The sequence below is a fragment of the Clostridiales bacterium genome (genome assembly GCA_025757645.1).
GTDB lineage: Bacteria > Bacillota > Clostridia > Oscillospirales > Oscillospiraceae > CAG-103.
Genome location: CP107216.1, coordinates 1,909,489 through 1,925,974, shown reverse-complemented (window position 1 = coordinate 1,925,974; position 16,486 = coordinate 1,909,489). Strand labels below are relative to the sequence as shown.

Here is a 16,486-nt window from a genome sequence, read left to right as displayed (position 1 = left end):
AAAGATGCTGCTGTTCTCTGCATTGCTTGAAATAAACGATTCCATGTCAAAAGATGCGTTTGTTAAGTTGGTTATCGAGTGGAATCAAGGAAGCCCACATCACGAAAACCGTATTCCAGGAATACAGTGGAACGGCAAATATAACATTCGCTATGGCTCAGATACACTTTGGATGGGTATTGAAGAGTATCGCAATCAAAATACAATTGCTGTTCGATACGAAAAAATTGAACACGATGGCGTCGTTTGGGATACGGACTATGTGATGAATTTCAATGACATGAAAATGTCAATCCGGCTTGATCGTAGCTATTTAGAGGAAGCATTGGCTATGGACACTGCTTTCTCAACTCCACACTTTATTACGCTTTTAATCGAACATGGCTATATCAAAGATGACGGGACGCTGCCAGTTCTTCGTTCTCCCTATTTCATCAAGTCCAGTAATTTGGATGTACTTGCGGATGTTATCAACGGGCAAGCCAAATACCGTATGCCTGTTGTATATGTTTCAAAGACTGCTACAGGCGTAGATCCTGTCGACATTTGGAAACTCGCTGGTCGGCTGAAAGGCGTTGCTCATGTTCTTGTGGAAGAAAGCCCTTTGCTCAATTCGTCCATCAGAAAATTGTGCGCCGATAAAAATGAGTACTATGGAGCGATTGGAGTATATTTTCCCAATAGTGCTTGTGGTCATCGGAAATTTTTGTATCGTGCATATGATGGTATTGATGCCATTTTGGCTGAAAAAGTAATTCGTAGCGTCATACAATACTGCAATGCACAAATGGTAGATACTTTGTACACTTGGCAAGGGGTTAATAACGCCCTGCTTCGTGATAGATTGGATAGCCGCAGTGCGGAGTTGTTAACAGTCGAAAAGGAGAAGGCTCGTGCGGCCGAAGAAACAGACCAGTTACTCGAACTGGGAGATGCAGATATCCGTCGACTCAAAAATCAGGTTGAGGAGTTAACTAGGGCTAATGAAGCACTTGCATACGAGAATCAGGGGCTGAGAGCAAAAATAGACAGTACCGATGATTTACCGGTCTTGTACTTTGGCGATGAAGATGAGTTTTTCCCCAATGAAATTCGACTTATGCTGTTAGATGCTCTCAAAGAATCTCTTCCGCGGTGTGTTCCCGGTAGCCGCCGGCGCGATGTCCTGGCTGATATTATATCGAAAAACAATTGCCAGCACATTATTGATGAGCGTGCCGCCGAACTAAAAACGCTCCTTAAAGGCTATAAGAATGTAAGTGGTTCGATGAAACGTACATTGCAGGATTTAGGCTTCACAATCAGTGAAGAGGGAAAACACTACAAGTTGACATACTACGGGGACAGTCGATATATGATTACTCTTGCCAAGACTCCGAGCGATGGACGCTCTGGGCTCAATATTGTGACAACCATTATCAAGAATATGCTTTGACGTGGAGATACGCTCGAAGGTCAAGGGTGTGACAGCGCAGAATTTTGCACCCCCTTAAGTCGAGAACTGCACCCCCCTAAACCGTAGTTGCACCCCCTTAACGGGTTTCTATCAAAATTACGGTTCTTTGCCATAAGTCCACCGTAATTTCGATAGAATTACGGTGGGCTTTTTCTGTGCCTGGGAACTGTTTGAAATAAGACTTTTGGCCGTTTTGGCATATAAATTAATCCTGCTGCGGAGAAATTTCGCAGCGTGATTTTCATTTTATGTAGGCTATTTTTGTCATAAGTGTAGCAGTAATCGTTAGATTTACGTATATTCGTTGAATTTGTGTTGCCTCTTTCTGGATGAATAATTCATTTCAGTCTTGAAATATGGAATTAATTTCTTTATAATGAAAATGCGTGGATAACGCAGGCAAAACATATCATTAGAACGAAATGCGCTGATGATTTTTGGTGAAGAAAGCAAATGGGCTTCTAATGTACTCCATTTTACGGACTGAGCCGAAGTTGTATTTTCGTGGAGTTTGCCACTCCACGTGTAACGCAAAACATAGTTATTCTTTTGTATTATAGCACATTACATATTTAAATGCAATTGAATCAACAAAGAAATGGAAGAAAAAAGTATGTTTTTGTCAACTTACGTTAATTTTTTGCGGAGAATTACGTTGACTTAAAGTTCAGCGCAGTCATCCCAGCAGTCTGGATGAAATTAAAATAAGATCCACACCCAACATAATCACTGCACAAGGAGGAATTACAAAATGGCAAAGGGTGAGAATATCTTCAGACGGCGGGACGGTCGCTGGGAGGCTCGGTATATCAAGGGTCGTGAGCTATCCGGAAAAATCAAGTATGGATACTGTTATGGAAAAACATATCGGGAAGCCAAAGAGAAAGCCGCAAAGCGCAAAGCAGCTTTGGCAAATGGAGCTCCCTTACCGACAGCCAGAACGCAAAAACCGTTCTCCAGCTATTGCTTGGAATGGCTACATACAAAGAAATGCACGGTGAAAGAATCGACGTATATTAAATACAGCACCGCGGTCAATAAGCACATCATTCCAAAGCTCGGCGCGTGCCGCCCTCTGGGCTTCACGACGGAACTGATGGACGATTTCATCAAAGAACTGCAATTCGAAGACGAACTGGCGCCAAAGACGGTGCATGATATTCTAGTCGTGCTGCATGGCATTTTGAAGTTCGCTTCCTCGAAGTTTGCAGGCTCATTTCCCGCGGTGGAGATCAACTATCCGAAGATCGGCAAGAAGGAGATGCGCGTTTTGTCCAGAGAAGAGCAGGCGCGCCTCGTTGCCTATCTACATGAGGATCTGGATTCGTGCCGATTTGGTATCTTGCTGGCGCTATGTACAGGCATACGAATTGGTGAACTCTGTGCACTGCAGTGGGAAAGTGTTTCTACAAACGATAAAGCTATCCGAATTGCAAAGGCCCTGCAAAGGCTGCATGATACCAGCGTATCGCAAGGTGCTCGAACAAGGATTGTGATTGGTCCGCCCAAAAGCGATACCTCCGTGCGAACAATCCCTATGACGGAATACGCAACCGGGCTTTGCAGGCGCATGAAACCGCAAAGTTCAGCTGCGTATGTTCTGACCGGAACGGAAGCGTTCATGGAGCCGCGGACATTGCAGTATCGATTGGAAAAGTACACGCAGGCATGCGGTCTGGAGGGCGTGCATTTTCATACGCTGCGCCACACATTTGCGACGCGAGCTGTTGAGGTCGGATTTGAAGTTAAATCATTGTCAGAAATATTAGGACATACCTCTGTGACGATCACGTTGGACCGGTATGTGCACGCTTCGCTGGAACTGAAACGGGATAATATGCAGAAATTGAAGGTAGTGGGTCTATGATCTACGCAGTCAAAACTAGTGTAAGTGAATATCATAAAAACGGGAAAAGCCTTGCATAGCAAGGCTTTTTCTTCGCTTTTGTAGTGGAGTGGCAAACTCCACGAAAGCTCCGCTGACACATCTGCATTAACAAAAGATGTTCGTTTTTGTGCAGCTATGGCGGAGGCGGTACTTACTTGAATTGCGCACCTTGAATGGATATTTTTGTACAGCAATTTGCAAATTCAATATCTGTGTAGAGCCTTTGCCCCTGGACGGCTTCGTGCTGAACCGATGGGGGGCAGAGATACAGATATCAATGTAGGGATGTGAGATATGTGACAACAACAGCGAGCAGCTGTTTGACAGAGGAGCGCTCTGCCGATGTGATCATTCAAATAGCAAAACCTGTATTGGAACAAAAGAAGCTGTACCTGATAACGAAGCGTGCTTTTGACATAGTATGTTCTTTCCTGGGCCTGCTGATTCTGGCAATCCCGATGATAATCATTGCATTGATCATCACTTTGGACTCGCCAGGTCCCCCAATTTTTAAGCAGGAGCGGCTCGGTCTCCATGGGAAGCCGTTTATGATCTATAAATTCAGGTCAATGCGTCTTGACGCAGAGGAAAACGGCCCGCAGTGGGCAGATGAACAGGATCCAAGATGCACACACTTCGGCCAAATTCTCAGACGCACCCGGCTGGACGAGCTTCCTCAGTTCTATAACATCCTGCGCGGCGACATGAGTTTCGTCGGCCCGCGGCCGGAGCGTGCTTATTTCTACGGAGAATTTGAAAAATACATTCCCGGTTTCTCCAACCGGTTAATGGTTGTTCCTGGCCTGACTGGACATGCTCAGGTGAATGGCGGATATTCTCTGAAGCCGGAAGAAAAAATTATCTACGATATGGAGTATATAGAAAAACGATCGATTTGGATGGATTTGGCGTGTATTGGAAAAACGATCCGCGTCGTTTTGTGCGGCGCGGGCGCCCGATAAAGAAAGATGCGTTTGGAGGACAATCCTAGAATATGAACGAAAGTAAGAAACCGTATGCTTCCGTGGGGGGCACAGAACTGTCACTATGGGATATTACAAAGATCCTGTTGGCAAAGATTCATTGGCTGCTCCTTGCGGGGGTCGTTGCTGCTGCGGGCGTTTATGCAGTAGTAACAATTTTTGTTACGCCGACCTATGAATCTCGAGTGAGTTTTTATGTATATAACAGTGCGGACAATTCTTCACAGGGAACGATCAATAACAGCGACCTCCAGGCGGCGGAGAGCCTTGCTACGACCTATTCAAAGATCCTGGCGAGCAATTCTGTTTTGGATTCCGTCCTGAGTGATTTGAGAGCAGAAACTTCATTGTCGAGAAAGGAACTTAGCCGCATGGTGAATGTCTCCGTTGTGTCGGATACACAGTTGCTGGAGGTGGTAGCGACCTCGACCGATCCGGAGCTTGCCTGTAAGATCGCCAATTCCTTTGCAAAAGTTGCGCCTACTGAAATCGTTCGTATTACCAAGGCGGGCGGCGTCGAGGTCGTGGACCGACCGGAGGTGGCAACGGAAAAATCTGCGCCCAGAACCGTATTTGACAGCGCGATTGGATTTGTGGTTGGCGTGATACTGGCTTCAGTTGCTATTATTCTGCGAATGATGGCCGATACGACCATCTACCTGCCGGAGGACATTGAAAAGTCCGCCGGTGTGACTGTCCTTGGTCAGATACCGGACATCCATGCGACAAATGAGAATGCTGGCTGCTGGAAGCTGGCGGAGGGAGGTGCAGTGCTCTATGGCGAAAAAGAAAGAAAGCCGAAAGGTAGCGATTGAAGCTGTTCGTACAAGCAGGAAACGTCTGCTGACCAATGAATCTCCATTTGCGATAAAGGAAGCCTATGTAAAGTTGCGCACCAGTTTGATGTTCTGCATGACGGCGGATAAGGAGCGCCCATGTACGAGCTTCGCCGTCACTAGCGCAAAGCCCTCTGAGGGCAAGAGCCTGACAGCAGCCAACATTGCCATTAGCTATGCAATGTTGGGTAAAAAGGTGCTCTTGATCGATGCGGATATGCGCAAGCCAACGCAGCGCCGCCTTTGGAGAGTGGAGAAGCCTACCGGACTGTGCGATTTTCTTGCAAAAATATCGAAGCTCGAACTGGACAAGGTGAAAGATCTGCCGCTCTGGATCGTTTGCACTGGCACCATCCCACCGAACCCCTCCGAACTGCTTTCATCCGAGCGTATGAAGCACTTCGTGGAAGAAAGTGCAAAGGTTTATGACTATATTATTATCGACACGCCGCCAATCAATACGGTCGCCGACGCCCAAATTGTTTCGACCTATGTGGACGGTGTGGTACTCGTAGTCAAGTCCGGCAATACGACGGAGGACGAGCTGAACGAGGCCATCGATGCAGTACGCCGTGCGGGCGGAAACCTATGCGGCACGGTGCTCAACGGCCTGAATATGAAATCCGTGAAGAATGCTTACAAATATAAATATGGGGGCAAATACGGATATAAGTATTCCTATTCTGAGTCGTATGAAGCGCGGTAATATGAAGCTCGACTTGTCGCTTGACTACCATGCCCATATTCTTCCCGGCTGCGACCATGGGAGCGATGGCCTTGCGACCTCGTTGAAACAGGTGGAGATGGCAGCTTCTGCTGGCGTGAAAACGATCTGTGCAACGCCGCATTTTTACCCGCACAAGGAGTCCGTCGAATCCTTCCTGCGCCGTAGGAAGAAAACTGCAGGGCTGCTGCTCCGTGAGCTGCCTGAAAACGCTCCGCTGATTCAGCTCGGCGCAGAGGTGCTGATCTGCGATGGCATGGAACGGATGGACGGCCTGAACCGCCTGTGCCGTGAGGGTACAAACGAGCTCTTGTTGGAAATGCCGTTTTATGCGTGGCCGGAGTCGATCTGGGACACGCTGTATCTTCTGTGTGACCTGGCGGATATTCAAATTGTCCTTGCTCACGCAGAGCGGTATCCTGCAGAGAATATTGAAAAACTGATTTGTGAGAGCGTGCCGCTCCAGCTCAATGCAGAATGCCTGACAAAGCCGCTGAAACGTAAACGGTATCTTGAATGGATTGAAAATGGATATGTAAAGTACCTCGGAAGCGATATCCATATGCTGGGGGATCGGTACGAAGATTGGACTAAATGCCGAAGACTTCTAGGCAAATAATTGGAGCAGAAAGGGGCGCTTTATGAGCGCAGAGCAATATGGAGCATATTCCGTCCTTATGTCAGTCTATAGCAAGGAAAATCCGACATGGCTGAGACTTGCAATTGAAAGCATGCAGACTCAAAGCCTGCCGACCAGTGATTTCGTTTTGGTATGTGATGGACCACTGACCCCGGAATTGGACGGTGTGATTGCTGAAAAGCAGCGTCAGATGGGCGAGACCTTAACGGTCGTGCGGCTTGAGAAAAACATGGGCTTGGGAAATGCCTTGAATGAAGGGATAAGGCACTGCAGGAATGAACTGGTTGCGCGTATGGACAGTGATGATATTGCGTGCCTTGACAGATGTGAAAAGCAGGTTGCAGTTTTTAACGAACATCCGGAAGTGAGCATCTGTTCTGGCACAATATTGGAGTTTTCGGAAACACCAGAAGATGCGGATCGCAGGCGAATGCTGCCAGAAGGAAATGAAGCGATCAGAGAATTTGCTAAAAGAAGGAACCCATTTAATCATGCATGCGTAATGTACAAAAAATCGGCGGTTGAGGCGGCAGGTTCGTATCAGCACTTTTACCGGCTGGAGGACTATTATCTGTGGATTCGAATGCTGATGGTCGGCTATGAAGGATACAATATTCAAGAGCCGCTCATTTTCGTAAGAGCCACAGTAGATATGTACAAGCGCCGGTCAGGGTGGCACTACGCAAAAACGCAAATAGAATTGTTCCGTTTCATGTGGAAGCAAGGATTCATAAATGCTTGGCAGTATGCTGAGAGTTGCATTATCCGAAGTAGTTCTGCGCTGTCACCGAACTGGCTGCGCAAGTATATGTATATGACTTTTCTGCGTAGCTAAGGGTGCACATATGAGAGTACTGGAACAACATACGGGAATGACGGCTCATCAGACACTTCTGCTTGAAATGCTGAAAGATATTGATATCGTCTGCAAAAGGCGCCGAATATCATATCAGCTTTTTGCAGGCACGGCATTAGGAGCAGTCAGACATCACGGCTTCATTCCATGGGATGATGATGTGGATATTATAATGTCTCGCAGTGAGTATGAGCGTTTTTTCAAGGAAGCGGCCAAAGATTTTGACGAGACTTTATATTTTGCCCAGCAGGAACACAGCGCTCATTGGCCAATGCCCTACTCCAAATTGCGGCGAAACAATACGACCTGCATAGAGAAGTATTATCCAAAGGATTTGAAGACGCACCAAGGCGTGTATGTCGATATCTTCCCGTGCGATAACCTCTCTGATTGCACTTTGATGCGGAAGATACAGTTTTGTGTATCAAAAATCATTATTGCAAAAAGCCTATATGCTCGTGGGTATGAAACCAATAGCGTGATTAAGAAGCTATTCATGCAGGTATGCCGCATGTTCCCGCTCAAAGGGCTCAAGGCAATTTGTATACGAAAAAAAGATCAGAAATCGCAGTTAGTCCATACATTTTTTGGCGCAGGGAGCAAATACGAGAAAAATATATTCCCGCGGGCATGGATTGAGCAGTCCGTTGAGATGCAGTTCGAGGATGGAGTATTTCCGGTATCTGCCTATTATGACGAGCTGCTGACGAAGCTGTACGGCGATTACCACGCGCTCCCAAATCCGGAGGACAGAAAGTGCAAAGAGCATGTCGCCATTCTGGATCTGGAGCACCCGTATGAAGCGCATCTGTCGGAACTTCATAATATGCAGTTCGACGTTCTTACAAGAAGCATTCGATAAATGCGATTCCGGATATTTTCGAGGAGATAATATGGTAGAACCGCGAGTACTTGTTGTTAGTCACAATGTTTTCAGTTCTTCTGGAAACATGGGGAAAACAATGATGCATATGTTGGCTGGAATCCCCCCAGATAATCTCGCACAATTGTACTTCCATCAGGAGATTCCGACTCGAAGATGCTGTCTGCACTATTTCAGAATGACGGACAGCAATATTCTGCATTCGCTGTTTACACGAAAAACAGAGTTCAGGGTCTTTGATGCATCAGACATTGATGAATCGGCGGTGCAGAGCAGAACCGACACAGGCTGGCTGGCGAAGGTATATCAGTTTTCCAGACGGCGTACATCATTCATCTATTTTTTGCGGGACACAATGTGGAGATTCGGCAAATGGAAAACCAAGGCGCTTTTGGAGTGGGTGCAGGCATTTGCCCCTAATGTCATATTTTTAGCGGCCGGAGACTATGCGTTTCCCTATCGTATCGCCATCTGGCTGTCGGATTTCCTGCACATTCCGATTGTGATGTGGTGCGCAGATGATTTCTATATTGAGCCGCTGAATCATGGACCTTTTTTTCGTCGAATACAATGCCAACAGCTGGTGAAGCTGGCCCGAAAGGTCATTCATCGGGGCGGGACTATTGTTACGATCAGTGACATGATGCAAAGAGATTATGCACGCTTGTTTCAAGTTCCAACAAAAACGATCCGAATCTCAAGTGCAATTAACCATTACTCGCTGCCTGCTGATTTCCGGTCGGGTGTTGTTTATGTTGGGAATTTGGGAATCAATCGCATTGTACCGCTGACTGAACTGGGGCGTGCGCTCAGGGCAGCCGCAATAACTGGATTTGAGACAATCAATGTATACTCCGGTGAGCGGAATTCCACAATTCTTCAACAAATCAACAAGGGAAATGGATTGACTTATTGCGGATGTATTTCTGAGCGAGAGGTTGAGCGGCTCTTAGGGACAAGTAAGTTTATTATCTTTACTGAAGCCTTTGATAACAAATCAATTTGTCGTACTAAGTATTCCCTTTCTACAAAAATTGCAGAAAGCCTACGAAGCGGAGCATGCATTCTTGCGTATGGGCCATCTGAAATTGCAGCAATTGATTATTTGAGACGTTATCGTGCTGCATACATACTCGAAAAAGCAGAAGAACTTCCTAATGCAATACGGCATTTATGCGAAGAAGCCAATGAGTACAGTCATTATACACTATGCGCACAATCATTGGCCGAACAGTTTCATAGCGCTGAAGTTAATGAAGAATGTCTAAGAGATATTTTCGTGGAAGCAATTAGTAATTATAAAACTGCGGAGGTCAAGGAATGCAAGACGACAAAGTGACAAGCAAACAAAACAAAATCCGAATACGCCAAAGGAATGCAGGGATGACATATCGAAAATGGATATCAGTATTTTTGTGCGTCATATTCGTGTGTGGCCTGTTGGCCGGGTGCGGCAATGACAAAGTGCAAGAAGAACAGAATGATAATGTTTCTGCAAATACGATTCCAGAAGATGTAGTCGTTCATACGGACTACGGTGATCTGCATTATCCGGATCGTTGGCAGGAGTATGTTACCATTCGCCAGGAGCAGAACGGCAACACGATTGCGGTTACCTTTGAAACCAAGAGCGGAGAAGAAACCTATGAATTGTTCAAGGTTTTAATTGGTGATGACAGCAGTGAGGTTGTCGGCAGCCTGACGGACGACACGGGAACCCAGCGAAATGTTTATCTACATGTTGAGGAACTGCCTGCCGATTCTGGCTTGGAAGAGACAGAGCAGACCCGCTTCTACGCAATGCAAGAGGACTTAAATTATCTGATCGATCATTTAAGCTGAATGTAATTACAATAGGAGGAGAACTGTTATGACAAGTAGACTGGTGAAACGACATTTGTCTTTGTGCCTTGTTCTTGTGATGCTGCTGACAGCTATGCTGCCGGTCAGCGTCTTCGCGGCGGGCTCAAACGATGAAGGCTCTGCTGCTTCCGGGGGGAACGCAGCTGCAACTACGATGATTTCAGACTATGCAACATTCCTTTCCTGTTTCAAGGTTCTGGAAGGCTATGCCCAGACCTATGCGGAAGAAAATGCCGGTGAGGATGCCAATGCGCTGATCATCAACTATATCCGTACAGGCGTGGAGCGGTACACCTCCGGCACTTGGGAAATGGTCTGCGGCAAGGAGAATACTGCCTTTACCGCCTATGTTTCCGAGCAGGATACCGCGAACAATACCTCGGCTTCTGCACTGAAGAACTTGGGCAACTTCACATTGCCCAATGGCAATAAAGTTGACCTTGGCCATGTGTTTGGCGCAATGGATGTGGCCAACTATGCCAAGGCGCAGGGGATGACTGCGGCTGTTGTGCAGGCACGTGCCGATATGGGCAGCTGGGCCGGTGACATCGCGGACCTGATGTTCTGCGCCGAAAATGTGGACATCCCCGATAAGGTGGATACCACGGAGACGGACGTTGACATTCTGGCTGCCAACATTCGTACAAAATACCTCGGTGTAGATTACGGCACACTCAACAGTGTGGGTCACTCCTTCACTGATACGGACCTCTATGGCGACATGGATGCGTTCTATCTCACAACGGAGATGAACCGCGGCGGTGTGGCGTTGAGCACGATCATTGAGAACTACTTTACCGCAGGGCTTACAGACGCAAGCCGCGCTTCCTACTTCCTGACCAACCGTCTGGGCGGCATGGTCACCAAAGACGGTATCCGGAGCAAGGTTCTGAGCACCTATACCGGGAATACCCTGATCGGTGCGCTGGAGAGCTCGTACTCGCTGACAGATCTGCCCAATTGCGAGACGCTGCGCAAGGCCTGCTGCTATGCATTTGCGGATTATCTGTTTGATCTGGCTGGCGATCCCAACGGCACGGATCCCGTTGATCCCGACCCGGTCGATCCGGATCCTAAGCCCGAGCCGAAGCCGGATAATGCCTACTATTCTGTGTTTTCTTCGGACACGACGACGGTCGCGCCCGGTGTGACGCAGACGATCAACTATGCACTGACCAAGGACGACAAGCAGATCGTCTACTACATTGCCACGGCGGATATCGCCCGGGAGGATGTGAGCATCCACGCCAATTATCACGACAACGATCCGAGCCAGGGCTGGGCAATGTCCCGCGTGTCCGATCAGATGGCGGCGGCTCAGAAGCGGCATTCCGATCCGTCCGATGCGGCAAACTACGTCGAGCACTACAATGCAGTGGTCGGTGTCAACGCTGACTTCTACAACATGACCACCGGTGCCCCCAGCGGCGCTCTGGTTATGGATGGTGTCGAGTATCATGGCGGCACCTCCAAAAACTTCTTTGCGATCCTGAAAGACGGGACTGCCATGATCGGCGGGCCCAGCGATTACGCAGCTTATCAGGATCAGATCCAGGAGGCTGTCGGTGGCAGCGTTTATCTGGTCAAGGATGGGAAGCCTGTCGTGACCAGTGCGGCGGACTATTATAACAGCCGTCATTCCCGCACTTGTGTGGGTATCACTGCTGAGGGCAAGGTCGTCATGATGGTGCTGGACGGCCGTCAGGAACCCTTCTCCGCTGGCGGCACTGCTGAAGAACTGGCACAGATCATGCTGGACGCAGGCTGTGTGACCGCAATCAATCTGGATGGCGGCGGTTCCACTACCTTCGTAGCGAAGCAGGAAGGCAGCAATACGCTCACGGTTGTGAACCGTCCTTCGGATGGTTATGAGCGTTCCGTTAGTTCCTCTCTGATGGTGGTCTCCACGGCCCCTGTCTCTACGGAGTTTGATCATGCCCTGATCACCTCTGCTTACGATTACTTGACGAGCGGCGCCGCGGTTCGTCTGGTTGCTTCCGGTGTCAGTGTGTCCGGCAGCGCTGCGGAACTCCCTGCCAATCTTACATGGAAGTCCGCAGATGAAACCATCGGTACCGTCTCTGAAGATGGTGTTTTCACCGCCGTCAAGAAAGGCAGCGTGGAAATTCAGCTCCTGTCCGGTGACACGGTGATCGGCAGCAAGACGCTTACCGTGGTCGAGCCGAATGGACTGAAATTTTCCAAGACAAGCATCAACGCCATCTACGGGGATTCGGTGCGCCTTCCCCTGATCGCAACCTATAATGAGAATCCCGTCGCTGTATGCGCGGGCGATATCACATTTGAACTGAGCAACAGCGCAGCAGGTACTGTGGAAGCTGCGAACAATGGCTTTGCCTTTACTGGCAGCGAGGGATCCGGTCTGCGCAACGTTACCATTACGGCTATGATCACGCGGGACTATTCCATCAGTGCCACGATCAAGGTCGCCATGTACAGTGCCAATCAGGCGATTTTCGACTTTGACAACGCCACAGGCGGCGACAGAACCTTCGCATGGACAAGAGAAGTCTCCAACGCGGAATATCTCCCCGGCGGCGACGGCGAGACAGACCGCTATCATGTGATCGATCCCAGCCAGCCCATGAACGTCACCTATGTCTTCGGACTGGATATGATGACGATCAAGATGCCTGAAAAGCTGGAGCCGCTTCTGTCCATGGTTGCTGGCGGCGATATTTCCGGCATCACGGCCTGGGATCTGCTGCTCCAGCTGGCAGAGCGTGTCAGCCCGAAGACTGAGGTGACGGTGAAGTTCCAGTTCGACCAGAATGTCGATGTGGACATTTCCAACCTGACGGTGTCGAATGATTATTTCCGTCTGACGTCCGCATCCATGGACGAGAATAATCTGCTCACGGTGAAGTGCAATTTCATCAAGCAGAGCCAGGCCATTGATCCTGAAACGGCCAACCCCATCTGCATTCTCAGTGGTGTAAAGATGACCGCTAAGAACGGCGCGAATCAGACGCTGACAATTACGAACGCTGGTTCGATCGGCTATGATATCTATCTTGGCGCAAACGCGCTCTACAGCATGGCCAAGCAGACCTCTTTCCAAGAGCAATATGGTATTTATCCCTATGAGGAGCCGGAAAATGTCACACATCCCAAGGGCGGCCATTTTTACTGCGAATCGTATCAGAAATTTACGGATAAGTTCATTCTGGATGGCACAGTCTGGTCCGGCTGGAAGCAGATCAACGGCGCAACCTACTACTTTGTGGATAACGTCGCTGTGAAGGGCGTTCACAAGGTCCCTGGTCTCAACGATGAAAGCAACGAGTATTTCTACCAGTTCAATGAGACGACCGGTGCTTGCGAGGGTAAGGTCACAGGCCTGTTCGAACTTGACGGCGCACGGTATTACGCCATCAACGGTGTGGCCAAGTCTGGCTGGTGGAACCTGACGGATGCAGATGGTGAGAACAGCTATTATTACTTTGATAAAGAGACATTCAAAGGACTGAATGGCCCGAGTAGAGCATTCTTCGAGAATGTGACGTACACGTTTGATAACGGAAAGCTGTTGAAGGGAGAATGGCTGACAACCGATCAAGGAACCAAGTATTATTATGGGCCGACATTCGTACAGGGAAAATGGTATACGGTTGAAGGCGAAAAGTACTATTTCGACCCGCAGGGCTATCGTTATACAGGGCTTAGATATGTGAAAGAAAGCTACAATCACGATGATCATATCTACTGGTATGACTTTGGCGAAGATGGGATTTGCCACGGCGTATATCAGCACACAGGCCTCTTCTATCTTAACGGAAATACGTACTACACCATCGACGGAATGGTCTGCTTTGGCCTGTATTTAGCGGAAGATGGATACTACTACTATTTTGGAAGTGGCAATTATACCGCTGTTAAGAACACCCGTCACTGGGTATCCTTCCCGAATGACACTGGTCTTGCACAGGCGTTCTACGATTTTGACGAAAACGGCAGGATGATTATTGATAATCCGGATCCGAGCAAAAACGGCATTGTCAACGAAGACGGTACGCTCTATTACTACGTGAATGGTGTCAGGAACTATGCCGGTCTGATTCAAATTGACGGTGACTACTATTACGTGAACAGTTCCTGCAAAGTAGTCACGAGTCAGCGTTACTGGGTATCTAAGACCAATGATCTGCTTCCTGCCACCTTCTATAACTTCGATGCAGACGGTAAGATGACGGATGCACCGATTCCGACGCCGGATCCTGACCCGAATCCCAATCCTGATCCCGGGGTGAAGAACGGCATCGTCAACGAGGATGGCGAGCTGTATTACTATGTCAATGGCGTCAAGACCTACGCGGGCCTGATCAAGATCGACGGCGATTACTACTATGTGAACAGCTCCTGCAAGGTCGTAACAAATTGCCGTTACTGGATTAGCAAGACCAATGATCTGTTGCCCGCAACCTTCTATAACTTCGATGCAGACGGCAAGATGACTGATGCACCCATTCCGACGCCTGACCCCGATCCTAATCCCAATCCTGATCCCGAGGTGAAGAACGGCATCGTCAGCGAGGACGGCGAGCTGTATTACTATGTCAATGGTGTCAAGACCTACGCTGGTCTGATTCAGATTGACGGCGATTATTACTATGTGAACAGCTCTTGCAAGGTTGTTACCAACCAGCGCTACTGGATCAGCAAGACCAATGATCTGCTGCCCGCAACCTTCTATACCTTTGATGCAGACGGCAAGATGACCGATGCACCCATTCCGACACCTGACCCCGATCCGGATCCCAATCCTGATCCCGGGGTGAAGAACGGCATCGTCAATGAAGATGGTGAGTTGTATTACTATGTCAATGGTGTCAAGACCTACGCTGGTCTGATTCAGATCGACGGCGATTATTACTATGTGAACAGTTCTTGCAAGGTTGTTACCAACCAGCGCTATTGGATCAGCAAAACCAACGATTTGCTGCCTGCCACCTTCTATACCTTTGGTGCAGACGGTAAGATGACGGATGCACCGATTCCGACGCCTGAGCCTGATCCCGAGCTGAAGAATGGCATCGTTAGCGAAGATGGCGAGCTGTATTACTATGTCAATGGTGTCAAGACCTACGCTGGTCTGATTCAGATCGACGGCGATTATTACTATGTGAACAGTTCTTGCAAGGTTGTTACCAACCAGCGCTATTGGATCAGCAAAACCAACGATTTGCTGCCCGCCACCTTCTATACCTTTGGTGCAGACGGCAAGATGACCGATGCACCCATTCCGACGCCGGATCCCGATCCAGTCGATCCTGCAAAGAACGGTATCGTCAGCGAGGACGGCGAGTTGTATTACTATGTGGACGGCGTCAAGACCTATGCTGGCCTGATCCAGATCGACGGCGATTACTACTATGTGAACAGCTCCTGCAAGGTCATCACGAACCAGCGCTATTGGATCAGCAAAACCAACGACCTGCTGCCCGCCACCTTCTATACCTTTGGTGCAGACGGCAAGATGGTCAAATAACCAAAAGACCCATGGGGTATGGTGATTTTAGCGCCATACCCCATGGAAGATACGAATACGAAAAGGAGTACGTATTGCTTGATCTTGTATTTATCTGGCTGAAGGAGCATTCACTGATCGTGCTCCTGCTTCTGGGAACTATCTTCAATGTGTTCTGGCTGTACAGGATGCGGCGGCAACTCCAAATGAAATGGTACGCCGTGATAGCATTCTCGGTGCTGCATACGGTATGTGGTGTTTTGAGTGTAAAAGCATTTGCGTTTCTGGAAACCGGAGATGCTGGCAACATGAGCTTATTCGGCGGAGTGTTCTTTATGCCAGTGCTTTATTTCATCAGCGCAAAGGTTTCAAAACGCAATATCAAAGCCGTTTTTGATATTTTTACGATTTGCATGATCTTCACGGTGATGTGCGCTCGGATCAACTGCATCGTCTCTGGATGCTGCTCTGGCTTAGTCATACCGGGAACGCACGTTCACTTCCCCACAAGGGAACTCGAGATCCTCTATTATATTGTGATGTTGATTCTGCTCATCCCCAGAGTGAAAAAGAGCAAGAACCCCGGCAGCATTTACCCGTTATATATGGCATCCTATGGAGCGTTCCGCTTCATTGATGAATTCTTCCGGACGTCCTCTACGGGGATGCTGTTCCACCTCTCTCATGTCTGGGCAGCCATCGCATTTGCGGCGGGACTCAGCATTTATATAGAATCAAGCATGAAAAATAAAAAAGGAAAGAAGGTAACAAAGAAATGAAGGGGACAATCAAGCGGTTTACTTCCCTCATGCTGGCGTTGCTAATGACACTGGCATTATTGCCTATGGAAGTATTGGCAGCTGAGAATG

General features: G+C 48.4%; 12 protein-coding genes. All 12 read left to right on the top strand.

Annotation, left to right across the window (positions count from 1 at the left end; genetic code table 11):
- Positions 1–4 precede the first annotated feature (4 nt).
- The 12 genes from OGM61_09290 to OGM61_09235 all read left to right on the top strand — a co-directional run bounded on the left by OGM61_09290 (position 5) and on the right by OGM61_09235 (position 16,396).
- Positions 5–1,435: a hypothetical protein gene (locus tag OGM61_09290; protein UYI84044.1), complete on the top strand. Its 1,431-nt coding sequence runs from the start codon at positions 5–7 to the stop codon at positions 1,433–1,435.
- Positions 1,436–2,207: 772 nt separating this feature from the next.
- Positions 2,208–3,323 carry a site-specific integrase gene (locus OGM61_09285; GenBank protein ID UYI84043.1) on the top strand — a complete coding sequence of 372 codons (1,116 nt, stop codon included), beginning with the start codon at positions 2,208–2,210 and terminating at the stop codon, positions 3,321–3,323.
- Between the two features lie 308 nt (positions 3,324–3,631).
- Positions 3,632–4,306, top strand: a complete 675-nt coding sequence (locus tag OGM61_09280) for a sugar transferase (protein ID UYI84042.1) — start codon at positions 3,632–3,634, stop codon at positions 4,304–4,306.
- Between the two features lie 32 nt (positions 4,307–4,338).
- Positions 4,339–5,142: a Wzz/FepE/Etk N-terminal domain-containing protein gene (locus OGM61_09275; protein ID UYI84041.1), complete on the top strand. Its 804-nt coding sequence runs from the start codon at positions 4,339–4,341 to the stop codon at positions 5,140–5,142.
- Positions 5,105–5,869, top strand: coding sequence for a CpsD/CapB family tyrosine-protein kinase (locus OGM61_09270; GenBank protein ID UYI84040.1), 765 nt, complete (start codon positions 5,105–5,107; stop codon positions 5,867–5,869). The genes OGM61_09275 and OGM61_09270 overlap by 38 nt, the downstream gene beginning before the upstream one ends.
- The gene (locus tag OGM61_09265) at positions 5,856–6,506 is read left to right on the top strand and encodes a hypothetical protein (GenBank protein UYI84039.1); all 651 of its coding nucleotides are present in this window, start codon (positions 5,856–5,858) and stop codon (positions 6,504–6,506) included. The genes OGM61_09270 and OGM61_09265 overlap by 14 nt, the downstream gene beginning before the upstream one ends.
- 22 nt (positions 6,507–6,528) lie before the next feature.
- Positions 6,529–7,362, top strand: a complete 834-nt coding sequence (locus OGM61_09260) for a glycosyltransferase (GenBank protein UYI84038.1) — start codon at positions 6,529–6,531, stop codon at positions 7,360–7,362.
- A gap of 10 nt (positions 7,363–7,372) precedes the next feature.
- A complete protein-coding gene (locus OGM61_09255; GenBank protein ID UYI84037.1) occupies positions 7,373–8,245 on the top strand; it encodes a LicD family protein in 873 nt (290 codons plus the stop codon).
- Between the two features lie 31 nt (positions 8,246–8,276).
- Positions 8,277–9,605, top strand: coding sequence for a hypothetical protein (locus OGM61_09250; GenBank protein ID UYI84036.1), 1,329 nt, complete (start codon positions 8,277–8,279; stop codon positions 9,603–9,605).
- Positions 9,587–10,108, top strand: coding sequence for a hypothetical protein (locus OGM61_09245; protein UYI84035.1), 522 nt, complete (start codon positions 9,587–9,589; stop codon positions 10,106–10,108). The genes OGM61_09250 and OGM61_09245 overlap by 19 nt, the downstream gene beginning before the upstream one ends.
- Positions 10,109–10,136: 28 nt before the next feature.
- Entirely contained in the window at positions 10,137–15,638 is a 5,502-nt protein-coding gene (locus OGM61_09240) for a phosphodiester glycosidase family protein (protein UYI84034.1), read from the top strand.
- Positions 15,639–15,649: 11 nt separating this feature from the next.
- Positions 15,650–16,396: a prolipoprotein diacylglyceryl transferase gene (locus OGM61_09235; protein UYI84033.1), complete on the top strand. Its 747-nt coding sequence runs from the start codon at positions 15,650–15,652 to the stop codon at positions 16,394–16,396.
- Positions 16,397–16,486: the final 90 nt, after the last annotated feature.

Coding starts and splice junctions, on each gene's coding strand:
- OGM61_09290 (UYI84044.1), top strand. CDS start 5: ATGCTGCTGTTCTCTGCATTGCTTGAAATAAACGATTCCATGTCAAAA.
- OGM61_09285 (UYI84043.1), top strand. CDS start 2,208: ATGGCAAAGGGTGAGAATATCTTCAGACGGCGGGACGGTCGCTGGGAG.
- OGM61_09275 (UYI84041.1), top strand. CDS start 4,339: ATGAACGAAAGTAAGAAACCGTATGCTTCCGTGGGGGGCACAGAACTG.
- OGM61_09270 (UYI84040.1), top strand. CDS start 5,105: ATGGCGAAAAAGAAAGAAAGCCGAAAGGTAGCGATTGAAGCTGTTCGT.
- OGM61_09265 (UYI84039.1), top strand. CDS start 5,856: ATGAAGCGCGGTAATATGAAGCTCGACTTGTCGCTTGACTACCATGCC.
- OGM61_09260 (UYI84038.1), top strand. CDS start 6,529: ATGAGCGCAGAGCAATATGGAGCATATTCCGTCCTTATGTCAGTCTAT.
- OGM61_09255 (UYI84037.1), top strand. CDS start 7,373: ATGAGAGTACTGGAACAACATACGGGAATGACGGCTCATCAGACACTT.
- OGM61_09250 (UYI84036.1), top strand. CDS start 8,277: ATGGTAGAACCGCGAGTACTTGTTGTTAGTCACAATGTTTTCAGTTCT.
- OGM61_09245 (UYI84035.1), top strand. CDS start 9,587: ATGCAAGACGACAAAGTGACAAGCAAACAAAACAAAATCCGAATACGC.
- OGM61_09240 (UYI84034.1), top strand. CDS start 10,137: ATGACAAGTAGACTGGTGAAACGACATTTGTCTTTGTGCCTTGTTCTT.
- OGM61_09235 (UYI84033.1), top strand. CDS start 15,650: ATGGGGTATGGTGATTTTAGCGCCATACCCCATGGAAGATACGAATAC.